The following is a 22,364-nucleotide window of genomic DNA, read 5'->3' on the forward strand; positions in this document are numbered from 1 at the left end:
GGGAGACGGCAACGCGCCGCCTCCCCCAATTTCACACGGGCGCGAACGCCCGCATAGACAGGCTTACTTCTGCCAGCTCTTCACCAGCTCGTCATAGTTGATGGTGACCGGCTTTTCCTTCTCGTTCTCGATCTTCAGCTGAGGAGCGAGATTGCCCTTCTTGACCGCGTCGGCGTTCCAGTAGGCGAGGTCATGCTCTTCGGCCATCTTCGGGCCGATATCGCCCTGGACGCCCGACTTCTCGATGCGGCTCATGACCTTTTCCTGCTCGGCGCAGAGCGAGTCCATCGCTTCCTGAGCCGACTTCGCGCCGGACGAGGCATCGCCGATCGCCTGCCACCAGAGCTGCGCCAGCTTCGGATAGTCAGGCACGTTGGTGCCGGTCGGCGACCACTGGACGCGGGCCGGCGAACGGTAGAACTCGATCAAGCCACCGAGCTTCGGAGCGCGCTCGGTGAAGCTCTTGTCGTGGATCGTGCTCTCGCGGATGAAGGTCAGGCCGACATGGCTTTTCTTCACGTCGACGGTCTTCGAGGTGACGAACTGCGCATAGAGCCAGGCGGCCTTGGCGCGGTCGGTCGGCGTCGACTTCATCAGCGTCCAGGAACCCACGTCCTGGTAGCCGAGCTTCATGCCGTCCTTCCAGTAGACGCCATGCGGCGACGGGGCCATGCGCCATTTCGGCGTGCCGTCGTCGTTCATCACGGCCTTGGCGCCGGCGTCGACCATCGAAGCGGTGAAGGCGGTGTACCAGAAGATCTGTTGCGCGACCGCGCCCTGCGCCGGCACCGGGCCGGATTCGGAGAAGGTCATGCCCTGCGCTTCGGCCGGAGCGTAAGCCTTCAGCCAGTCGAGATACTTCTGGATCGAGTAGACCGCCGCCGGTCCATTCGTGTCGCCGCCGCGCGCCGTGCAGGAGCCGACGGGACGCGAATTCTCGTCGACCTTGATGCCCCATTCGTCGACCGGCAGGCCGTTCGGAATGCCTTTGTCGCCGTTACCGGCCATGGACAGCCAGGCGTCGGTGAACCGCCAGCCGAGCGACGGGTCCTTCTTGCCGTAGTCCATGTGGCCATAGACCTTCTTGCCGTCGATCTCGCGGCCGGTGAAGAACTCGGCGATGTCCTCATAGGCCGACCAGTTGACCGGCACGCCGAGGTCGTAGCCGTATTTGGCCTTGAAGTCCGCCTTGTTTTTCTCGTCGTTGAACCAGTCGTAGCGGAACCAGTAGAGGTTCGCGAACTGCTGGTCGGGCAGCTGATAGAGCTTCTTGTCCGGCGCCGTCGTGAACGAGGTGCCGATGAAGTCCTTCAGGTCGAGGTTCGGGTTGGTGACATCCTTGCCGTCGCCTGCCATCCAGTCGGTCAGGTTGCGCACCTGCTGGTAGCGCCAGTGCGTGCCGATGAGGTCGGAGTCGTTGACCCAGCCATCATAGAGGTTCTGGCCGGTTTGCATCTGGGTCTGGATCTTCTCGACGACGTCGCCTTCCTGGATGACGTCATGCGTGACCTTGATGCCGGTGATGGCAGAGAAGGCAGGCGCCAGCACCTGCGATTCATACGAGTGGGTGGCGATGGTTTCCGACACGACCTTGATGTCCATGCCGGCGAACGGCTTGGCGGCGTCGATGAACCACTGCATTTCCTTTTCCTGATCGGCGCGCGAAAGCGTCGACAGGGGGCCTATCTCCTTGTCGAGAAAGGCTTTTGCCTCATCCATTCCGGCATAGGCATGACCCGCTCCCAGCAATAGGACAAGGGCGGTCGTCGATGTTAGAAATTGCCGTCGCATGTGTCTCCTCCAGTCTTTAGGTTGCAAGTGCGATCCGGAGCGGCCGCCAGCACGCGACCGCTCCGACTATTCCCCCTCTATACGTATCGGAACACGCCAATGGCGTAGATCACGGAAAGAGCGAGAGCCCACCACAGGTTGGGTCCAACCAGACCCAGCCAAGCGAGATGGATGAAGGCGCTGCCGAGCAGCGAAAGGAACAGGCGATCGCCGCGCGTCGTCTCGAAGCGCAGGATGCCGATACGCGGATTGCCGCCCGGCGAAGCATATTCCCAGGCCGCCATGCCGCACAGCAGCAGCAAGATGGTTCCGAAGAAAGCCGCCGTCGGCCAGGTCCACGCCATCCAGGAGAAGTCGAGGTTCATGGTCGCACCCTCCCCGGGGCAAAGTCCTTGCCGATGGTGTTGTGGACGAACTTTTGCGTTCGTTTCATTCACACCCTCCCCAGGGCGAAGCCCTTGGCGATGTAATTGCGGACGAACCAGATGACGACCGCGCCGGGGATCAGCGTCAGCACGCCGGCGGCGGCGAGCAGGCCCCAATCCATGCCGGCGGCCGAGACGGTGCGGGTCATCGTGGCGGCGATCGGCTTGGCGTCTGTCGTGGTCAGCGTGCGCGCGATCAGGAGCTCCACCCAGGAGAACATGAAGCAGAAGAAGCAGGCCACGCCGATGCCGCTGGCGATCAGCGGCATGAAGATCTTCACGAAAAAGCGCGGAAAGGAATAGCCGTCGATATAGGCGGTCTCGTCGATCTCCTTCGGCACGCCCGACATGAAGCCTTCGAGGATCCACACCGCCAGCGGCACGTTGAACAGGCAATGCGCCAGCGCCACCGCGATATGGGTGTCGATCAGACCGAAGGCCGAATAGAGCTGGAAGAACGGCAGCGCGAACACCGCCGGCGGCGCCATGCGGTTGGTCAGCAGCCAGAAGAACAGGTGCTTGTCGCCAAGGAAACGATAGCGCGAGAAGGCGTAGGCAGCCGGCAGCGCCACCGCGACCGAGATCACCATGTTCATCACCACATAGGTGATCGAATTGATGTATCCCGAGTACCAGGAAGCATCGGTGAAGATGGTGCGATAATTCGCCAGTGTCGGATTGTGCGGGAACAGCGTCAGCGACGACACGATCTCCGCATTGGTCTTGAAGCTCATATTGATGAGCCAGTAGATCGGCAGGAGCAGCACGACGATGTAGAGCGTCGGCACGATCCACCACCAGCGCGATTCCTCGCCGCGGCGGCGCATCAGCTTCGCCACCTCGTCCTGCGACAGAGCGCTGCCGACTTCGGTGACCGCCGCGTCGCTCACGCGTGTCGTCTCGTTGGCGCCCGCCATCTCTCAGCGCTCCGCGTCGTAGTTGGTCATCACGGTGTAGAACACCCACGACAACAACAGGATGATCAGGAAGTAGACGAGCGACATCGCCGCCGCCGGGCCGAGGTCGAACTGACCGAGCGCCGTCTTCACCAGGTCGATCGACAGGAAGGTCGTCGAATTGCCGGGACCGCCGCCGGTGACGACGAAGGGCTCCGTATAGATCATGAAGCTGTCCATGAAGCGCAACAGCACAGCGATCAGCAGCACGCGCTGCATCTTCGGCAGCTGGATGTAGCGGAACACCGCCCAGCGCGAGGCGCCGTCGATCTTTGCCGCCTGGTAGAAGGCGTCGGGAATGGAGACGAGGCCAGCATAGCAGAGCAGCACGACCAAGCTGGTCCAGTGCCAGACGTCCATGATGATGACGGTGACCCAGGCGTCGAATGGATCCTGGACGTAATTGTAGTCGATGCCGAGCGCGTTGACGTAATAGCCGAGCAGGCCGATGTCGTTGCGGCCGAACACCTGCCAGATCGTGCCGACGACGTTCCACGGGATGATCACCGTCAGCGCCATCAGCACGAGGCAGACCGGCACGCCCCAGCCCTTCTTCGGCATGTTGAGCGCGATGAAGATGCCAAGCGGCACCTCGATCGCCAGGATGATGAAGGAGAAGATCAGGTTGCGCACCATCGCTTCCCAGAAGCGGTCGGAATGCAGCAGTTCCTCGAACCATTCGGTGCCGGCCCAGAAGAAGACATTGTTGCCGAACGTGTCTTGCACCGAATAGTTGACGACGGTCATCAGCGGGATGACGGCCGAGAACGCCACCAGCACCAGCACCGGCAGCACGAGGAACCAGGCCTTGTTGTTCCAGGTCTTGTCCATCTATGCCCCCATCTCGACGCGCCAGGAATCGGCATAGATGTTGATGCCGGCCGGATCGAAGCGGACTTTCGGCTCGGCCGGGACTTCGTCGTCCTCACCGATGACGGCCGCGATCTCCTTGCCCTCGAGATTGGCGCGCACGACCTTGTGGCGGCCGACGTCCTCGACCTTGCTGACCTGCACCGCCATGCCCTCGCGGCCGAGCCGCACATATTCGGGGCGGATGCCGAGCTCGACGGCGCCGGCTTCGGCCTTCGGCACGCCCGGAAGCTCGATGCGCTGCGCGCCGAGCTTCGCGGTCTTGCCTTCGAGCGCAACCGGCAGCACGTTCATGCCCGGCGAGCCGATGAAATAGCCGACGAAGGTGTGGCGCGGGCGCTCGAAGAGCTCCGCCGGCGTGCCGATCTGCACGATGCCGCCATCGTACATGACCACCACCTGATCGGCGAAAGTCAGCGCCTCGGTCTGGTCATGCGTGACATAGACCATGGTGTAGCCGAAGCGGCGATGCAGCTGCTTCAACTGCGAGCGCAGCACCCACTTCATATGCGGATCGATCACCGTCAGCGGTTCGTCGAACAGGATGGCGTTGACGTCCGAGCGCACCAGGCCGCGCCCCAGCGATATCTTCTGCTTCTGGTCGGCGGTGAGCCCGCGCGCCTTCTTCTTCGCCAGCCCGGCGAGATCGATCATGTCGAGCGTCTCGCGCACCTTGCGGTCGACGTCCGTCTCCGGCACGCGGCGGTTGCGCAGCGGGAAGGCCAGATTGTCGTAGACGGTCATCGTGTCGTAGATGACCGGGAACTGGAACACCTGTGCGATGTTGCGCTCCTGCGTCGACAGATTGGTCACGTCCCGGCCGTTGAACAGCAACTGGCCGTGCGACGGGTGCAGCAGTCCTGAAATGATGTTGAGCAAGGTGGTCTTGCCGCAGCCCGACGGCCCGAGCAACGCATAGGCGCCGCCATCCTCGAAGATGTGGTGCACTTCCTTCAGCGCGAAATCGGAATCCTTCTGCGGATTGGGCAGGTAGGAGTGGCGGATGTGGTTGACGTCGATGCGCGCCATCGTTTGCTCCTCAGGCCGCCAGCTTCGGCGCCGTCACGGCGCGGCCGTTCTGGTCGAACACCATGATGTGGCGCGGATCGATGAACACCTCGACCTCGTCGTCCGTCTCGAAATGGAGGATGCCATGCGCAAGCATTACCCAGCGCGCATCGGCGAAATCGAGATGGACGAAGCTTTCCGAGCCGGTGATCTCGGTGATGGTGACCTTGGCCCGCACCGGCACGGCGCTGGCGTTCGGACGCTCCAGCGACAGATGATGCGGCTGGAAGCCGATCGTGTAGCTGGCGTCCGCAATGCCGGCGAGCTCCGGCGGCACCGGTAGTTTGACGCCGCCCTCGAGCAGGAAGTCCGCCCCCTTCTTGGAGAGCACGATGGTGTTGAGCGGCGGATCGGCAAACGTCCTTGCCGTCACCAGGTCGACGGGCTTGCGGAACACATCGACCGTCGGGCCGAATTGCGTGACGCGCCCTTGCGAAAGCGTCGCCGTGTTGCCGCCGAGCAGAAGCGCCTCGTGCGGCTCGGTCGTGGCATAGACGAAGATCGTGCCGGCGGCGGCAAAGATCTTCGGCAGCTCGGCGCGCAATTCCTCGCGCAGTTTGTAGTCGAGATTGGCCAGAGGTTCGTCGAGCAGCACCAGGCTGGCATTCTTGACGATGGCGCGGGCAAGCGCGGTGCGCTGCTGCTGTCCTCCGGACAGATTGAGCGGCGTGCGGTCGAGATAGGGCGTGAGCTGCAAGAGCGCCGCCGCGTTGCGCACTTCCTTGTCGATCTTGCCCCGCTCGACGCCGGCCACCCTGAGCGGCGAGGCGATGTTCTCATAGACCGTCATCGCCGGATAGTTGATGAACTGCTGGTAGACCATGGCGACGTTGCGCTTCTGCACCTTCTGTCCGGTGACGTCCTTGCCGTCGAACCAGACCGAGCCGGACGTCGGCGCGTCGAGGCCCGCCATCAGCCGCATCAGGCTGGTCTTGCCGGAAAGCGTCGGCCCGAGGAGCACGTTCAGCGAGCCGTGCTGAAGCGTCAGCGAAACGTCGCGGATGTGCTCCTGCGCGCCGACCGTCTTCGTCACGTTCCTCAGTTCCAGCATCACGCCTCCTCCCAGGCCTTGCGCGTCAGCGGTCGATCCTCATTCCGCTGCCGCGACGTGACGGTTGCTCAGTCCGCGCATGAATTCTTCCAGCGCCGCCATCTGTTCGCGGCTGAAATGCAGGCCGCGCTTGGTGCGGCGCCACAGCACGTCCTCGGCGGTGACCGCCCATTCGTTGTCGACCAGATAGCGCACCTCGGCCTCGAAAAGGTCGGCGCCGAAATTGCGGCCGAGATCGGCATTCGACTTGGCGAGCCCGAGCAGCTTTTCCGCGCGCGTGCCGTAGAGCCGGGTGAAGCGGCGCGCCAGCCGTTGGTCGAGGAACGGATAGGTGTTCTTCAACCTGGCGACCTGGGCATCGAAACCGGTCGCCGGGAAATCGCCGCCCGGCAGCGGCGCGTCATGCGTCCACGGCTGGCCGCGCTTGCCGAGAAAACCTTCGATCCTCTCCAGCATCGATTCCGCCAGCCGGCGGAAGGTCGTGATCTTGCCGCCGAAGGCGTTGAGAAGCGGGGCAGCTCCCTCCCCGCCATCGGCCTTCAGCACGTAGTCGCGCGTCGCCTCCTGCGCCTTGGAGGCGCCGTCGTCATAGAGCGGGCGCACCGCCGAATAGGTCCAGACGATGTCGGAGCGCTTCACGGGTTGCGCGAAATACTCGCTCGCCGCGGCGCACAGATAGTCGATCTCCGTATCGGAGATCTTCACGTCATGCGGATCGCCGGGATAGTCGCGGTCTGTGGTGCCGATCAGCGTGAATTCTTCCTCATAGGGAATGGCGAAGATGATGCGGCCATCCTTGTTCTGGAAGAAATAGGCGCGCGGATCGTCGAACTTCTTGGCGATGACGATGTGACTGCCCTGCACGAGGCGGACATTGTGGACGTCGTTCTGGCCGACCGCGGTCGACAGCACGTGATCGACCCAGGGGCCGGCGGCGTTGACGAGAAGCCGGGCGCGAACCTCCTCGGTTTCACCGGTAAGCACATTCTGCACCTTGACGGTCCAGTTCGAACCGTCGCGCCGCGCGCTGGCGACCTTGGTGCGGGTGCGGATAATGGCGCCTCGGTCGGCGGCGTCACGCGCGTTCAGCGCCACCAGGCGCGCATCGTTGACCCAACCGTCCGAATATTCGAAAGCCTTGTGGAACAACGGCTTCAAAGGCTTGCCGGCAGGGTCGTTGGCCATGTCCAGCGTCTTCGTCGCCGGCAAGAGCTTACGCCCGCCAATATGATCGTAGAGGAACAGGCCGAGTCGGATCAGCCAGGCGGGCCTGAGGCCCTTGGCGTAAGGCAGCACGAAGCGCATCGGCCAGATGATGTGCGGCGCGTTCTTCCACAGAACCTCGCGCTCCATCAGCGCCTCGCGCACCAGCCGGAACTCGTAGAATTCGAGATAGCGAAGGCCGCCATGGATGAGCTTGGTCGAACCCGACGAGGTTCCGCTGGCCAGATCGTTCATCTCGGCGAGATAGACTGAAAATCCGCGACCGACGGCGTCGCGGGCTATGCCGCAGCCATTGATGCCGCCGCCTATGACGAAAATGTCATGGATCGGAGATGCGTCCAAAGTTTCCTCCAACGATTTCGCATTGCACTATTTTTGTGTTTTACGAAACCGTGGCGGAATTATTTCGAACTCAAACCGAATGTCAAACGAAATATCACGGCTGCGTGAGCTGGCCGTGATACGCGCCTATTCGAGCGCCGTCTCGATCAGCCGAACCTCCGTCTCCTCGCAAATCCGGCGGATCGACGGGATCTCGCAACGATCGGTGATGAAGGTATTCACCTGCGAAAGGTGACCGATCCGAACCGGTGCCGTGCGCTCGAATTTCGTCCGGTCGGAAACCAGGATGACGTGACGCGCATTGGCGATGATGGCTTGCGCCACCTTCACCTCGCGAAAGTCGAAATCGAGCAGCGCGCCGTCATGGTCGATCGCCGAGGCGCCGATGACGGCGTAATCGACCTTGAACTGGCGGATGAAATCGACGGCAGCTTCGCCGACGACGCCGCCGTCGGATCCGCGCACCACGCCGCCGGCGATCACCACCTCGATCGTGGGATAGATACGCATCCTATTGGCAACATTGATGTTATTGGTGATGACCATAAGCCCGTTATGATCGAGCAACGCCTTGCTGACGGCCTCCGTGGTGGTGCCGATATTGATGAACAGGGAGGCATTGTCGGGGATCAGTCTCGCCGCCGCGCTGCCGATCGCTTCCTTCTCGTCGGCAGCGATCTTGCGGCGCGCCTCGTATTCCATGTTCTCGATGCCGGACGGGAACAGCGCGCCGCCATGGATGCGGGTCAGCAGGCGTTGATCGCACAGATCGTTGAGGTCCTTGCGGATGGTCTGCGGCGTCACATTGAAATGCGTCGCCAGGTCGTCGACCAGCACCCGGCCATGGTCTTTCGCCATCTGGATGATCTCGGCATGGCGTGGCGAAAGAAACATCGCGCGTCCTCCATTTTCGTTTTTTTCCGTCTATAGCGGAAAACGAAAGCGAAGAAAAGGCATAAGCCGGCTAACGAAAATTACCTGATTGCAAAAGGCAAACCAGCGCGGAACGTCCGCTGCCTCAAGATGGACGCCGCGCAATCTCGGTTATGACATCGAACGCCGCATCGACATCGGCTGCCGTCGAATCGAACTGCCCCGCCTGGAAGCGGATCGCCACGCGCCCATCGACCCGTGTCTGCGTCAGGTAGATACGGCCATCGGTGTTGATCGCGTCGACCAGGCGCAGATTGTGCTCGTCCGGATCGGTGCCTGCCGGCGCCCGGTGCCGGAACGAGAACAGCGACAGCATCGGCTCGCTGACCAGCTCGAAATCCGCTTCCTTGCCCAGCCGCACGGCCAGCCCCTCGCTCCAGGCGACATGGTTGCGGATCATCTTGCGCAGGCCTTCGAGGCCATGGGCACGCAGCAGAAACCAGAGTTTCAGCGCGCGGAAACGGCGGCCGAGCGGCACCGACCATTCCGAATAATTGATGATGCCGTCATGGCCGCGCGTCTTCAGATAATCCGGCTTGATGGCCAGCGTGCGCACCAGGTCCTCCGGCTGGCGCACGAACTGGATCGAGCAGTCGAACTGCGCGCCCAGCCACTTGTGCGGGTTGAAGACGACGGAATCGGCACCTTCGACGCCAGTCCAGAAATGCCGGTATTCCGGGCAGATCATCGCCGACCCGGCCCAGGCCGCGTCGACATGCAGGTAAAGCCCGTGCCGCTTCGCGACAGCGGCCACCGCTGCGATGTCGTCGGTGCCGCCGGTGCTGGTTCCGCCGACGCAGGCGATGATGCCCGCGGGCAGCAGCCCCGCTTCGCGATCGGCAGCGATCGCCGCCTCAAGCGCGGCCGTATCCATCGCTCGAAAACGTCCGCTGACCGGGACGCGAACGAGGTTCTCCTCGCCGATGCCGGAGACCCAGATGGCGCGGTCGATCGAGGTGTGGACCTGGTCGGAGGAATAGACGCGCAGCTTGCTCTGCCCGGCCAGCCCCTTTTTGTTGCCCTGCCAGTCAAGCGCCCGCTCGCGCATGGTGAGCACCGCAGCAAGCGTCGCCGACGAGGCCGAATCCTGGATGACGCCGGAAAAGCCCTCGGGCAGGCCGAGCGCCTGGCGCATCCAGTCGACGATGCGCGTCTCGAGCTCGGTCGCCGCCGGCGAGGTCTGCCACAGCATGCACTGCGCGGCCATCGCCGAGACCAGATATTCAGCCACGACCGAAACCGGCGCCGCATTAGCCGGGAAATAGGCGAAGAAGCGCGGATGCTGCCAATGCGTCATCCCAGGCACGATCTTGTCTTCGAAATCGGCGAAGATCTTTTCCATCGGTTCGGGCATTTCGGGCGGCGAGGCCTCGATGCTCCTGAAGATCTCGCCCGGCGCGATCGCCGGCCGCACCGGACGGTCGCGCAGGCCGGCACGGTAATCGACGCCCCAATCGGCCGCCCGCCGCGACCAGCCGCGGAATTCGTCATTGTTCATATTTTTTCCTCCCAGCAGCCGTCGAAGATACCGGCCGGTCGAACCGTTCTCAGTTTTTAATTAACATGTTAAATATGATCAGGCAACGGTAGGATCGAGAGCTCCTACCCCGGGAAATCCGGCAGGTTTGAAAACGCGATTTTCAGCGCGTTGGACCAGCCGTCCGAAATGGTGCGGTAGTACGGATCGTCCTGGCCGATCCGTCGGTTCAAGCCGACCTTGAATGCATCCTGTTCCAGGAACAGCAGATCGAGTGGCAGCCCGACCGAAAGGTTGGATTTCAATGTCGAATCGAACGACACCAGAAGCAGCTTCACCGTCTCGGCCAGGCTCATTGTCCGGTCATAGGCGCGAATGATGATCGGCTTGCCGTATTTCGTCTCGCCGATCTGGAAGAAAGGCGTGTCGTCGGTCGACTCGATGAAATTGCCTTCCGGATAGATCATGAAGAGCCTGGGCGCGCTGCCCTTGATCTGGCCGCCAAGGATGAAGGAGGCGTTGAAATAGGAATCCGCCTTCTCGCCGTCCGGCGACGCGTGCGCGATCACTTCCTTGACCGTGTCGCCGACCAGCCGCACCGTTTGGTACATGGACGGCGTTTCGAGCAGCTTCCCATGGCGGTCGCTCACCGCCTTGTTGCGCTCGTCGAGCAGGCTGACCACGGCTTGCGTCGTGGCCAGGTTGCCCGCCGACATCAGCACGATCACACGCTCGCCGGGCTGTTCCCACACATGCATCTTCTTGAAGGTCGAGATCGAATCCATGCCTGCATTGGTGCGCGTGTCCGACATGAACACGAGCCCGCGATCGATCTTGAGGCCGACGCAATAGGTCATGGTCGCTCATCTGCTAAAAGCAATTCCAGGAAAGGCGTGGAGCGGTTTTCCGTCCGGAATTGCGTGAAAACAAAGAGATAGAACGGTTCGGCGATTCTATCAAACGCTGAACCGCTCCAGCGATTGCGGCGCAGATTACTGCTCTACCGTGACGGTGACGGCAAGCTTCTCTTGCGCCTGTCCGAGCAGTATCCCCGACACCGGCGAGGCGTCGCGATAGTCGCGCCCCATCGCCACCCGCACATAGCGTTCGTCGGGAGAGATACCGTTGGCGGGGTCGAAGGCAACCCATCCGAGCCCGACGACATAGGCCTCGGCCCAGGCATGGCTCGCCGCCTGCTCGACGGCGGCATCCATCATCAGATAGCCGCTGATATAGCGGGCGGGAAAGCCAAGCACGCCGGCCGCTGCAATGAAGATGTGGCTGTGGTCCTGGCAGACGCCGGATTTCAACGCCAAAGCTTCCTCCGCCGGCGTCACGACGCTGGTCGTGCCGGGCTTGTAGGCGACGCGTTCGCGGATAGCGCCCATCAGCCGATGCAGCCGCTCGATCTCGGGGCCCTGCCCGACCAGGCCGGCCAACTCGCGTATGCCCTCGCCGGCAGCGGTGAGTTGCGTCCGCTGTGCGAACAGCCAGAGCGGCGCAAAGCCCTGATGCGGCCCCGTTACGCCCGCCGTGTCATGCGTGGTCACGTCTCCGGCGGCCTCGACGGTGATCGAATTCTGGCCGCTCTCGGCGCTCACCAGCCGCGTGTCATTGCCGAAATGGTCTGTGAAGCGCAGCTCCTCGCGCGCGCCTTCCACCTTGATCGCCCAGGAGCCGACGGTCTGCGTACGCCCGCTGGAAGGGAGCAGGCGCAGCCGCTGCAGCAGATACTGCACCGGCTGATCATAATGGTATTCGGTGCGATGGGTGATCTTGAGCCGCATAGTGCTCGCCCTCGGCTGTGCTCAATAGAACCGGTAGTCCTGGGCGATCTCGTCGCCCAGCCTGGTGTTGTCTCGAATGAACTCGGCCAGGAACTCGTGCAGGCCGTGATCGAATATGTCCTTGATCGACCCTCTCTTGAGCAGCGCCTGGATCTTCTCGGCCGTGGCGTGGCAGGCATGGCGCTCGCCATAATCGTCGGCGAGGAATTTCAGGTGCTCGCCGAGGAAACGGTAGCAGAAGGTCAGCGAGCGCGGCATGCGCACGTTGAGGATCAGATAATCGGCGATGTTCGTCGGCTTGTAGTCGGCTTCATAAACCCAGCGATAGGAGCGGTGCGCCGACACCGAGCGCAGGATCGACTCCCACTGGTAATTGTCGAGCGTTGAGCCGACCCAGGACAGCGAAGGCAACAGCACATAGTATTTCACGTCGAGGATGCGCGCCGTGTTGTCGGCGCGCTCGACATAGGTGCCGAGCTGCGAGAAATCGAAGATCTCGTTGCGCAGCATCGTGCCGTAGAACGAACCACGGATCAGCGCCGTCTCGCGCTTGATGGCATCGAGCACCGTCGGCAGGTCTCGCTCATCGATCGGCCTCGCCAGCATGCGCTTCAGCGACATCCAGGCTTCGTTGATGCTTTCCCAGGTCTCGCGCGTCAGCGCCGTGCGCACCATACGGGCATTGTTGCGCGCGGTCTCGATCGACGACATCGTGCTCGACGGGTTCGAGGTATCGCGCAGCAGGAAGTCGGAGACGTTGGCGGCGGTGTAATCCTGGTACTTCTGGCTGAAGGCGATGTCCGAGCCGGCGCTGAGCAGCACCGAGTTCCACTCTTCGGATGCATCCTGGGTGCGCGTCAGCGCCATGCGCAGGCCCGCATCCACGAGGCGCGCCATGTTTTCGGCCCGCTCGATATAGCGGTTCATCCAGTAGAGACCGTTGGCGGTGCGGCCGAGAAGCATGTCGGGCCCTTCGGTTAGTGAGTAGGGAATAGTGAGTAGTGAGTAGTGAATCTTCCAACTTCGCCCGAATGTGGCATTGCTCTTTCCCCTACTGACTACTGACTATTCCCTACTCATTCATCTCAATCATCCAGCACCCACGTGTCCTTCGTGCCGCCACCCTGTGAGGAATTGACCACCAGAGATCCCTCTTTGAGAGCCACGCGGGTCAAGCCGCCCGGCACGATCTGGATACGATCCGAAACCAGCACATAAGGCCGAAGGTCGACATGGCGCGGCGACAGGCCCTTCTCGGTCAGGATCGGGCAGGTCGACAGCGCGAGCGTCGGCTGGGCGATGTAGTTCGAGGGCTTGGCCTGCAGCTTCTTGGCGAACTCCTGGCATTCCTTCTTGGTCGCCGCCGGGCCGACCAGCATGCCGTAGCCGCCGGAGCCGTGCACTTCCTTGATCACCAGTTCGCCGATGTGCTCTAGCACATATTTGAGGCTGTCCGGCTCCGAGCAGCGCCAGGTCGGGATGTTGCCGAGGATCGCCTTGCGGCCGGTGTAGAACTCGACGATCTCCGGCATGTAGGAATAGATCGCCTTGTCGTCGGCGATACCGGTTCCAGGCGCGTTGGCGATAGTGATGTTGCCGGCGCGGTAGACATCCATGATGCCCGGCACGCCGAGCGCCGAATCCGGCCGGAACGTCAGCGGATCGAGGAAGTTGTCGTCCACACGCCGGTAGAGCACGTCGATCTGCTTGTAGCCTTCGGTGGTACGCATCGCGACATGGCCGTCGACGACGCGCAGATCCTGCCCCTCGACGAGCTGCACGCCCATCTGGTCGGCGAGGAAGGCATGCTCGAAATAGGCCGAGTTGTAGGAGCCCGGCGTCAGCACCGCGATGGTCGGCGCGCCCTTTGCGCTTTGCGGCCGCACCGCGGCGAGCGACTGGCGCAAAAGTTGCGGGTAGTTCTCGACCGGCCGCACCTTGATCTTCTGGAACAGCTCCGGAAAGAGCTGCATCATCGTCTCGCGGTTCTCCAGCATGTAGGAAACGCCGGACGGCGTGCGGGCATTGTCCTCCAGCACGTAGAACTCGTTCTCCAAGATGCGGACGATATCGACGCCGATGATGTGGGTGTAGACGCCGGCCGGCGGCCTGACCCCGATCATCTCGGGCAGGAAGGCCTCGTTCTTGGCGATGAGCTCCCTCGGCACGCGCCCGGCGCGTAGGATCTCCTGGCGGTGGTAGATGTCGTCGAGGAAGGCGTTCAGCGCCTGCACGCGCTGCTCGATGCCTTGCGTCAGCCGACGCCATTCCTGGCCGGAGAGGATGCGCGGCACGATGTCGAAAGGGATCAGCCGCTCGGAGGCTTCCTGCTCGCCATAGACGGCAAAGGTGATGCCGGTCTTGCGGAAGACGCGCTCGGCGTCCTGCATTTTCTGGGTAAGCCTGGCCGGGTCCTGCTCCTTCAGCCAGCGATCGTAAGCCTCATAAGGTCTTCTCAATCCGGAGACTTCCGGAAGCATTTCGTCGAACGCTGCCAATCGCGTACTCCCCTCTGAGACCATTTCACTGGCCTCGCCCGAGAAAATCAAGCGCAATCGGTGATTTAGGAAGCCGTAACGGCCGCTCTATGCAAATTGCCTAAATTTAAGGCACGGGCGGCAAGGGCCGGGTCAGTTCCTGCTTCCCGGCAGGGCATCGCCAGGACCCGTCAGAACGCCCGGAAGGTCACGATCGTGAAGGTGTCCTTGATGCCCGGCAGAATCTGCACCCGCTCGTTGACGAAGTGGCCGATGTCTTCCTCGTCGTCGACATAGAATTTGGCGAGCAGGTCGTAATTGCCGGCGGTCGAGTAGATTTCCGAGGCGATCTCGGCATCGGCCAGCGCGCTGGCGACCTCATAGGCCTTGCCCAGGTCGCACTTTATCTGCACGAAAAACGCCTTCATTGCCCAGTCCTGCCAGCCTCGGAGCAATTCCAGGAAAAGTGCCTGGCGGTTTTCCGTCCGGAATTGCGTCAAAACAAATAGTTGGAACGGGTCGGCGATTCCAAGAGCGGATCCGTTCCAACGAATAAGCGGCCCTTGTGGCAGACTGCCGCCCGGCTTTCAAGCTTCACGCGCCGCGCACCTCAAAGAGTGCCTGATCCCGCCTCCGACACCAAAAATGGCGAAATCTTCGCAGGTCGGTGAAACCACGCTATGCCGCGACGCGTATGTTAGATTGCATTCGCCAAGCGAATTTCCGGGGAGGCAGGCCCATGCGCCGCGCATTGTTCGCACTAGCTCTTCTTCCAATGCTGATAGCCTCGCTTGCCTTCGCTGGCGACGCCGAGATCAAGGCCGCGCAGACGGTCATCGACAGCCAGTTGAAGGCCTTCATCGCCAATGACGGCGCCATCTGCTACAGTTTCGCCGCGCCGAACGTGAAGCAGATCTTTCCGACCGTCGACACCTTCATGAACATGGTGACGAACGGCTACGCGCCGGTGCGCAAGCCCCAATCCTATTCCTTCGGCAAGGTCGAGCAGACCGGGCCTGGCTCGATCGTCCAGCAGGTGCTGATCGTCGGGCCCGACGGCAAGGACTATGAGGCGGTCTATACGCTGCAGCAGCAGGCGGACGGCAGTTTCAAGATCACCGGCTGCAGCCTTCGCGCCTCGACTTCGGTCAGCACCTGAGTGCGCCCGGCATGACTGCTCAATCCCGGCGGCTGTATAGTGTCCAGTCCAAACCGGAAAGGCCCCACAAGGCCGAGGTTCCGGCCCGTTCGTAGGCAAGCGCACAATCGAAGTCCACGCGCTCCGGCTGTTTTTGGAGATCGCCTTCGAGAATGAGCCACTCCGCGCGTCCGGCGCAAATCCTGTCCTGGGTGACGAGCGATGCCTGACGACCCATGCGCGCAGCGAAATAATCGACCATCATGCCAGTGCGGAAATCAGCGTTGGTGGCATATGTAGCGGCGCCGCCCTTTGTCATCTCGTCCACCATGCTGGAATAGGAACCACGCCCATGCTCGTAGAAACGGGCAAGCAGCGCCGCGTTGCCGCCCGCAACGAGCATGAGCATCCCGGCGGCGCAAAGCCTCCTCGTACCGCCAGCGTCGAGGCCGCGTCCGATCGTCTCTCCGGCCCAAAGCAGCAACAAGGTTCCGCTGACGAGGAAATAGCGCGGGAATTCGACATTCGGCATATGCGCCGCCCCCATCAAGGCGGGCAGCGCAACGATGCCGATGGCATAGAGACTGGCCCGGCGATCGCGCGAGACGCCTGCATATGCCAAAATCAGGGCGCAGACGATCGCGATGCACGTCCAGTCGCCGATCCAGTCCGGCAGACCGAAAAGATAGCGGATCATTGACCCATAGCCGGCGGCGAACCGCTCGAGCGAGAAAGAGGAAAACCCGCCGATCCTGAAGCTGAACAGTCGAGCGCCCACGAGTATTGCCGCGGCAAGCGGTAGCACGGCAAGGAAAGCGGGCAGGAAGGCCTGGACGACCTCCCTGTTGACGACGATCAGGCTGCGGCTGCGTCGCCAGCTTAGCCACGCCGTCCAGACCGCAAGCACCATGACCGTTTCGATCATGGTGAGATGGGAAAGGAAGCCAAGCAGAATTGCGGCGGCGAAGGCGACGCCATACGGCCCCCGCCTGTCGAACCAACGCTCCAGAAAGGCCACGGCAACGAGTGTGAACAGCACCAGGCCAGCGTAGCCACGCGCCTCCGAGCCGTAGTGAACCATTGGATAGCTCACGGCGAACAGCAACCCCGACGCAATCATCGCCCAGCGGCCGCGCGATATCGCCGCGACCGCGACGACGGTGCAGGCACCCAGCGCTATCGACAGGCCGCGCTGGACCAGCGGCGCGGCATCGGGGCCGACGACATACTGATATATCGAGTTGAGGAAGTGATTGTTGTCGTGGTTTATACGCCAGAATATCTGGTCGATCGACGTCAGGGGGCTGAGCAGCGTGATGCTCCAGACCTCGTCCTGCCAGAGATCTCCGCGCGCCCCGAGCAGGCGCAAGCCCAGGCCCACAAGCACAACCGTCGAAATTGCAAGTAATAAGCCGGCGTTCCATTGCCGGATCGCCGTCGATCGCAGTGGATCGGCATATACATTAGTTATTGCTACATTAGCTTCAGCGATCGACGCGTCTATTTTTGCCAAGGCCGTGCCGCCCTTTACCTCGATATGGCAAGGGATACTTACTCTTCATTTGATTTATGAAAAGTTTTCTGACGGCTCCCCTGATCAAAGGGCTGGAATATCGCCCCTCGCCCAGCCTTCGGTGATCTCGGCGGCGCGCGCTTCAAAAGCCTGCGCCTCGATGGCTGCCCGGACGTCCTGCATCAGCCTCTGATAGTAGGACAGGTTGTTCCAGGTCAGCAGCATGGCCCCAAGCGCTTCCTGCGAGCGCACGAGGTGATGCAGGTAGGCGCGCGAATAGTCGCGCGCGGCCGGGCAGTCGCTTTCCTCGTCGAGCGGCCGCGGATCGTCCGCATGACGGGCGTTCCTGAGATTGACCTTGCCGCGCCGCGTATAGGCAAGGCCATGGCGGCCGGCGCGGGTCGGCATCACGCAATCGAACATGTCGATGCCGCGCGCCACCGATTTCAGGATATCGTCCGGCGTGCCGACGCCCATCAGGTAGCGCGGCTTGTCGGCCGGCAGTTCCGGGCAGGTGATGTCGAGCATCTCCAGCATCACCGGCTGCGGCTCGCCGACCGCAAGCCCGCCGACGGCATAGCCTTTGAGGTCCATCGCCTTCAGCGCTTGAGCGGAGCGCACACGCAAGCCCGCGCTGTCGCCGCCCTGGACGATGCCGAACATCGCCTTGCCCGGCTGGTCGCCGAACGCGGTCTTGCAGCGTTCGGCCCAGCGCAGCGACAATTCCATGGCGCGCTCTATTTCCTTGGGCTTGGCCGGAAGTGCCGTGCATTCGTCGAGCTGCATCTGGATGTCGGAATCGAGCAGCCCCTGGATCTCGATCGACCGTTCCGGCGACATTTCATAGGGCGCGCCGTCGATATGCGAGCGGAAGGTGACGCCCTGTTCGGTCAGCTTCCTAAGCTTCGACAGCGACATGACCTGGAAGCCGCCGCTGTCGGTCAGGATCGGATATGGCCAGCGGGCGAACTCGTGCAGGCCGCCAAGCCGAGCCACGCGCTCGGCGCCCGGCCGCAGCATCAGATGGTAGGTGTTGCCCAGGATGATGTCGGCGCCGACGCCGCGCACCTGGTCCATATACATGGCCTTGACGGTGCCGCCGGTGCCGACCGGCATGAAGGCCGGCGTGCGGATTTCGCCGCGCGGCATCGAGACAAGGCCGCGCCTGGCCTTGCCGTCGGTGGCAAGCACCTCGAAGGAGAAAATCTCAGCCATTGAATTCCTTGTCATGCACCGGCGCGGCCGGCGCCTGCTCGTCGAGCGACTGCCGGTAGCGGATGCAGCCGCGCATGAATTTCGGCCAGGGCGGCACGGCGATCGACGGCTCGGTCTTTTCCGGCAAAAGGCCCCAGAGGTCGGGATGATGCCAGCACAGATCATGGCCGGTCGTATCGCGATGTGCGCGGATGCCGGCGCGCAGCGTCTTCACCTCCGCGATCAGCCTATCGCGGTCCATGCCGTCGAGATCATCGTCCATCGCTCGTCTCCGCCCGGTAAAGCAGGCTGGCGTCGCCATAGGAATAGAACCTGTAGCGGTTCTCGATGGCATGCGCATAGGCCGAACGCATCGTCTCCAGTCCGCTGAAGGCCGAGACCAGCATGAACAGCGTCGAGCGCGGCAGATGGAAATTGGTCATCAGCATGTCGGCCGTGCGGAAGCGGTAGCCGGGCGTGATGAAGATGTCGGTGGGACCGGACCAGGGCTCGATCCTGCCGTCGCCGCGCGCTGCGCTCTCAAGCAGGCGCAGCGACGTCGTGCCGACGCAGATGATCCGCCCTCCCCGAGCCTTGGCCGCGCTGAGTGCCGCCGCCGTCTCTGGGCTTACCGAGCCGGTCTCGGCATGCATCTTGTGATCGGCCGTGTCGTCCGCCTTCACCGGCAGGAAGGTGCCGGCGCCGACATGCAACGTGACGAAGCGGCGCTCGACCCCCTTGGCGTCCAGCGCGGCAAACAGCTCCGGCGTGAAATGCAGGCCGGCGGTAGGGGCCGCGACGGCGCCCTCCTCCCTGGCATAGATGGTTTGGTAGTCGGCGCGGTCGCGCTCGTCGTCGTCGCGCTTCGAGGCGATATAGGGCGGCAGCGGAATGTGGCCGACGGCGTGCAGCGCCTCGTCGAGGAACGGTCCGGACAGGTCGAAACCGAGCAGCGCCTCGCCCGCCTCGCCCTTCTCGATCACCGTGGCATCGAGCTGGCCGAGGAAGCAGGAATTGCCGTCATGGCCGAAATGGATGCGGTCGCCGGCGGCGATGCGTTTGCCGGGCCGCATGAAGGCCTGCCAGCGGTCCGGCGCCACGCGCATATGCAGCGTCGCCTCGACCTGCGCCACTGCCTCGCCGCGCCTGCGCATGCCTTTCAGCTGCGCCGGAATGACCTTGGTGTCGTTGAACACCAGCACGTCGCCTTCGCGCAGCAGCGACGGCAGATCGCCGACGACGCGGTCCTGAAGCGTTTCGCCCGGGTTGACGACCAGCAGCCTGGCGCTGTCGCGCGGCTCCGCCGGGCGAAGCGCGATGCGCTCTTCCGGCAGGTCGAAGTCGAACAGGTCGACGCGCATCAGTAGAGCCGGATGAGCAGCGCCCCGGCAAGCAAGAGCACGGCGCCGGCAACGCGGCCAAGCGAGATTTCGCGCACCGCCACGCCAAGGAAGCCGGCGCGGTCGATCAGCATGCCGGCAAGCAACTGGCCGGCGACGAGAAAGGCCATCAGCGCCGCCGCGCCGATGCGCGGCGTGAGAATGGTGGAGAGCGTCACGTAGAAGCCGCCAAGCATACCGCCGGCGACGAACAGCCAGGGCGCCGGCGCCTTCCAGTCGAGCGAGACGCCCTGCAGCTTCACCACCGCGATGGAGATGATGCCGAGGACAATGGCGCCGGACAGGAAGGAGAACGCGGCGGCCGCGACCGGGAGGCCGAGACCCTTTGCCAATTGCGAATTGATCGGCGCCTGGATGGCGATGAAGGCGCCGGACAGGATGCCGAGCAGGGACCAGACAGCGCCCATCATCGTTCCGCCTTTACTTGACGTCTGCCGCGACCTTCAGCGAGACGATCTTGTCGGGATCCTGCACCGGCTCGCCGCGCTTGATCTTGTCGACATTGTCCATGCCTTCGATGACCTGGCCCCACACCGTGTACTGGCGGTTGAGGAAGGCGGCGTCGTCGAAGCAGATGAAGAACTGCGAGTTCGCCGAGTTCGGGTTCTGGGCACGCGCCATCGAGCAGGCGCCGCGACCGTGATTGGCGTTGGAGAACTCGGCCTTGAGGTCCGGCTTGTCTGAACCGCCCATGCCAGCCCTTGAAGGAGCGTAGGTAGGCTTCGACGAATTGCCGAACTTGACGTCGCCGGTCTGCGCCATGAAGCCGTCGATGACGCGGTGGAACACTACGCCGTCATAGGCGCCCTCACGCGCCAGCTCCTTGATGCGGGCGACGTGGCCTGGCGCCAGCTCGGGGTACATTTCGATGACGACCTGGCCCTTGGTCGTTTCCATGATGAGCGCGTTCTCGCGATCCTTGATCTCAGCCATGTCAGAAAATCCTTTTTGAAAATTGCGGGAGTTATTTGCCGTCGGCGGCAATGCGAACCTTGATCATGCTGTCGGGGCTGGCGACCGTGCCATTGTCGGCCTCGTCGCCCTTCTTGATCTTGTCGACGAGATCCATGCCGCCGACCACCTTGCCGACGATGGTGTACTGGCCGTCGAGGTTCGGCGCCGGAGCGAACATGATGAAGAATTGCGAATTCGCCGAATTCGGGTCCTGCGAGCGGGCCATGCCGACCACGCCGCGGGTGAACTGCTCGCTCTGCGAGAACTCGGCCGGCAGGTCGGGAAGATCGGAACCGCCGGTGCCGACGGCTTCGGGGTTGAAGCCCTTCTTCATGTTGCCGAACTTGACGTCGCCGGTCTGCGCCATGAAGCCGTCGATGACGCGGTGGAACACGACATTGTCATAGGCGCCGTCACGCACCAGCTTCTTGATCTGCGCGACATGCTTGGGCGCCAGGTCGGGACGCAGCGCAATCGTCACGTCGCCGTCCTTGAGCGTGATGATCATGGTGTTTTCCTTGTCGGCGGCGACGGCCGGCATGGATGCCGCGAAAAGGCCGGCAAGCACGACAAGGAACGAAGCGAGCTTCTTCAGCTGCATAGGGATCTCCGGGAAAGCCTATTTGGTGAACTTGGCGTTGAGCGCGCCGGCAACGGCCGCCGGCACGAATGGGCGGATGTCGCCGCCCATCGACGCAATCTGGCGCACAAGTGTGGCCGTAATGGTGCGCACGGAAGGGCTGGCGGGCAGAAAAACCGTCTGCAGCTCCGGCGCCATCGTCTCGTTCATGCCGGCCATCTGCATCTCATAATCGAGGTCGGTGCCGTCGCGCAGGCCGCGGATCATGATCGACGCGCCGTGCTTGCGAGCAGCATCGATGACCAGCCCGTCGAAGGAAACGACCTTGATGCGGTCGCTGTCGCGACCGAACTCGGCCTTGGTCGCCGCCTCGATCAGCGTCACGCGTTCCTCGAAGGAAAACAACGGCTTCTTGCCCGGATGAATGCCGATCGCCGCGTAAACGGTGTCCGCCACCGCCAGCGAGGCTTTCAGCACGTCGAGATGGCCGTTGGTCAGCGGGTCGAAGGAGCCGGCGTAAAGGGCGGTGCGTTCGGTCATGGCAGGCTTCTAGCGGGCGGGCGGGCGGAAGGCAAATCCGATTGATGAGGCGTGCATGAACCTTTCCGCGCCGATGAACGACAGATGAATGCGACGATCACGAACGTTTCACGCAGCGTTCACTAGGTTGCACTTCAAGGGATGAAACCAAATCCCCATCTTTTCGTTGTAAGCGCAGGAGAACACGCAAATGCTGATCTATATGCTTGCCACCGCAATGACCATCGTGATGTTGATCGCGACCGCATTCGGGTTGCATCAGGAAGCAGCGCGAGTACGCGTCAAGGCCAACACCAGGCGGCTCGATGGTTTCGCCCACCGCAACGTCTACCGTCGCCACTGATCCCCATCATGACCGAACCGGCCCAGAGGTCCGGTTGAGCCGGACGAGAACCTATTCGCTCCCGCCCGTATCGCCCGCATCAGTCTCGTTCGAAGCCATGTCTTCGGCCTCTTCATCCGACTGCGGCTCCGAAATCCGCTCCACCGAGACAACCTTCTCGCCTTCGGCCGTGTTGAAGATCGTCACGCCCTTGGTGGCCCGGCTGGCGAAGCGTATGCCGTTGACCGGCACGAACCATTGCGCAATGTGATAGGTGACGGGAAATCGAGAGTCCAGATTGCCGGACGGGAGCTTCCCGACG

Annotated in this window: 25 protein-coding genes; 2 read left to right on the forward strand and 23 right to left on the reverse strand. The window is 62.7% G+C overall.

The window, feature by feature from the left end; all coding sequences use genetic code 11:
* Nucleotides 1-63: 63 nt before the first annotated feature.
* The 14 genes from FJ471_RS07100 to FJ471_RS07165 form a co-directional block, all read right to left on the reverse strand.
* Complete coding sequence (locus FJ471_RS07100) at nt 64-1,791, reverse strand: ABC transporter substrate-binding protein (RefSeq protein ID WP_140802461.1); 1,728 nt, start codon at nt 1,789-1,791, stop codon at nt 64-66.
* A gap of 77 nt (nt 1,792-1,868) precedes the next feature.
* Complete coding sequence (locus tag FJ471_RS07105) at nt 1,869-2,156, reverse strand: DUF2160 domain-containing protein (protein ID WP_140802462.1); 288 nt, start codon at nt 2,154-2,156, stop codon at nt 1,869-1,871.
* Nucleotides 2,157-2,224: 68 nt separating this feature from the next.
* Complete coding sequence (locus FJ471_RS07110; protein WP_140802463.1) at nt 2,225-3,133, reverse strand: carbohydrate ABC transporter permease; 909 nt, start codon at nt 3,131-3,133, stop codon at nt 2,225-2,227.
* Between the two features lie 3 nt (nt 3,134-3,136).
* A complete protein-coding gene (locus FJ471_RS07115) occupies nt 3,137-4,003 on the reverse strand; it encodes a sugar ABC transporter permease (RefSeq protein ID WP_140802464.1) in 867 nt (288 codons plus the stop codon).
* Entirely contained in the window at nt 4,004-5,071 is a 1,068-nt protein-coding gene (locus tag FJ471_RS07120) for an ABC transporter ATP-binding protein (protein ID WP_140802465.1), read from the reverse strand.
* A gap of 10 nt (nt 5,072-5,081) precedes the next feature.
* The gene (locus FJ471_RS07125; protein ID WP_140802466.1) at nt 5,082-6,161 is read right to left on the reverse strand and encodes an ABC transporter ATP-binding protein; all 1,080 of its coding nucleotides are present in this window, start codon (nt 6,159-6,161) and stop codon (nt 5,082-5,084) included.
* 39 nt (nt 6,162-6,200) lie between these two features.
* Nucleotides 6,201-7,727 carry a glycerol-3-phosphate dehydrogenase gene (glpD, locus tag FJ471_RS07130; protein WP_140802467.1) on the reverse strand — a complete coding sequence of 509 codons (1,527 nt, stop codon included), beginning with the start codon at nt 7,725-7,727 and terminating at the stop codon, nt 6,201-6,203.
* A gap of 126 nt (nt 7,728-7,853) precedes the next feature.
* Entirely contained in the window at nt 7,854-8,621 is a 768-nt protein-coding gene (locus FJ471_RS07135) for a DeoR/GlpR family DNA-binding transcription regulator (protein ID WP_140802468.1), read from the reverse strand.
* 124 nt (nt 8,622-8,745) lie between these two features.
* Entirely contained in the window at nt 8,746-10,158 is a 1,413-nt protein-coding gene (locus FJ471_RS07140) for a pyridoxal-dependent decarboxylase (protein ID WP_140802469.1), read from the reverse strand.
* 104 nt (nt 10,159-10,262) lie between these two features.
* Nucleotides 10,263-10,994, reverse strand: a complete 732-nt coding sequence (locus FJ471_RS07145) for a peptidase (protein WP_140802470.1) — start codon at nt 10,992-10,994, stop codon at nt 10,263-10,265.
* 135 nt (nt 10,995-11,129) lie between these two features.
* Nucleotides 11,130-11,924, reverse strand: coding sequence for a transglutaminase family protein (locus tag FJ471_RS07150; protein ID WP_140802471.1), 795 nt, complete (start codon nt 11,922-11,924; stop codon nt 11,130-11,132).
* Nucleotides 11,925-11,945: 21 nt separating this feature from the next.
* The gene (locus FJ471_RS07155; RefSeq protein ID WP_040987177.1) at nt 11,946-12,887 is read right to left on the reverse strand and encodes an alpha-E domain-containing protein; all 942 of its coding nucleotides are present in this window, start codon (nt 12,885-12,887) and stop codon (nt 11,946-11,948) included.
* 122 nt (nt 12,888-13,009) lie between these two features.
* Nucleotides 13,010-14,422: a circularly permuted type 2 ATP-grasp protein gene (locus FJ471_RS07160; RefSeq protein WP_181179221.1), complete on the reverse strand. Its 1,413-nt coding sequence runs from the start codon at nt 14,420-14,422 to the stop codon at nt 13,010-13,012.
* Nucleotides 14,423-14,592: 170 nt separating this feature from the next.
* Nucleotides 14,593-14,829, reverse strand: a complete 237-nt coding sequence (locus tag FJ471_RS07165) for an Lrp/AsnC ligand binding domain-containing protein (protein ID WP_059185676.1) — start codon at nt 14,827-14,829, stop codon at nt 14,593-14,595.
* 311 nt (nt 14,830-15,140) lie between these two features.
* On the opposite strand from FJ471_RS07165, the gene FJ471_RS07170 reads away from it, so the two are divergent.
* Nucleotides 15,141-15,560, forward strand: a complete 420-nt coding sequence (locus FJ471_RS07170; protein WP_140802473.1) for a DUF4864 domain-containing protein — start codon at nt 15,141-15,143, stop codon at nt 15,558-15,560.
* Between the two features lie 19 nt (nt 15,561-15,579).
* Here FJ471_RS07170 and FJ471_RS07175 read toward each other — a convergent pair whose 3' ends face one another.
* The 8 genes from FJ471_RS07175 to coaD form a co-directional block, all read right to left on the reverse strand.
* Entirely contained in the window at nt 15,580-17,052 is a 1,473-nt protein-coding gene (locus FJ471_RS07175; protein ID WP_140802474.1) for a hypothetical protein, read from the reverse strand.
* A gap of 84 nt (nt 17,053-17,136) precedes the next feature.
* Nucleotides 17,137-18,267, reverse strand: a complete 1,131-nt coding sequence (gene tgt / locus FJ471_RS07180) for a tRNA guanosine(34) transglycosylase Tgt (RefSeq protein WP_140802475.1) — start codon at nt 18,265-18,267, stop codon at nt 17,137-17,139.
* A complete protein-coding gene (locus tag FJ471_RS07185) occupies nt 18,260-18,529 on the reverse strand; it encodes a hypothetical protein (protein WP_140802476.1) in 270 nt (89 codons plus the stop codon). Before FJ471_RS07185 ends, tgt begins: the two co-directional genes overlap by 8 nt.
* The gene (gene queA / locus FJ471_RS07190; RefSeq protein WP_140802477.1) at nt 18,519-19,607 is read right to left on the reverse strand and encodes a tRNA preQ1(34) S-adenosylmethionine ribosyltransferase-isomerase QueA; all 1,089 of its coding nucleotides are present in this window, start codon (nt 19,605-19,607) and stop codon (nt 18,519-18,521) included. Before queA ends, FJ471_RS07185 begins: the two co-directional genes overlap by 11 nt.
* A complete protein-coding gene (locus tag FJ471_RS07195) occupies nt 19,607-20,056 on the reverse strand; it encodes a DMT family transporter (protein ID WP_140802478.1) in 450 nt (149 codons plus the stop codon). The genes queA and FJ471_RS07195 overlap by 1 nt, the downstream gene beginning before the upstream one ends.
* Before the next feature lie 10 nt (nt 20,057-20,066).
* Nucleotides 20,067-20,579: a peptidylprolyl isomerase gene (locus tag FJ471_RS07200; RefSeq protein WP_140802479.1), complete on the reverse strand. Its 513-nt coding sequence runs from the start codon at nt 20,577-20,579 to the stop codon at nt 20,067-20,069.
* 31 nt (nt 20,580-20,610) lie between these two features.
* A complete protein-coding gene (locus FJ471_RS07205; protein WP_246684637.1) occupies nt 20,611-21,141 on the reverse strand; it encodes a peptidylprolyl isomerase in 531 nt (176 codons plus the stop codon).
* Nucleotides 21,142-21,219: 78 nt separating this feature from the next.
* On the reverse strand, nt 21,220-21,720 hold the full coding sequence (gene coaD / locus FJ471_RS07210; RefSeq protein WP_140802481.1) for a pantetheine-phosphate adenylyltransferase: 501 nt from the start codon (nt 21,718-21,720) through the stop codon (nt 21,220-21,222).
* Nucleotides 21,721-21,910: 190 nt separating this feature from the next.
* Here coaD and FJ471_RS07215 point away from each other — a divergent pair, with 190 nt between their 5' ends.
* Nucleotides 21,911-22,063, forward strand: coding sequence for a hypothetical protein (locus FJ471_RS07215; protein ID WP_140802482.1), 153 nt, complete (start codon nt 21,911-21,913; stop codon nt 22,061-22,063).
* A 51-nt stretch (nt 22,064-22,114) separates the two neighbouring features.
* Here the strand turns inward: FJ471_RS07215 and FJ471_RS07220 are convergent.
* On the reverse strand, nt 22,115-22,364 hold a 250-nt coding region (locus FJ471_RS07220; RefSeq protein WP_246684635.1), incomplete at its 5' end, for a DNA gyrase C-terminal beta-propeller domain-containing protein.

Origin of the sequence: Mesorhizobium sp. B2-7-1 (assembly GCF_006440735.1) — a bacterium.
Lineage (GTDB): Bacteria > Pseudomonadota > Alphaproteobacteria > Rhizobiales > Rhizobiaceae > Mesorhizobium.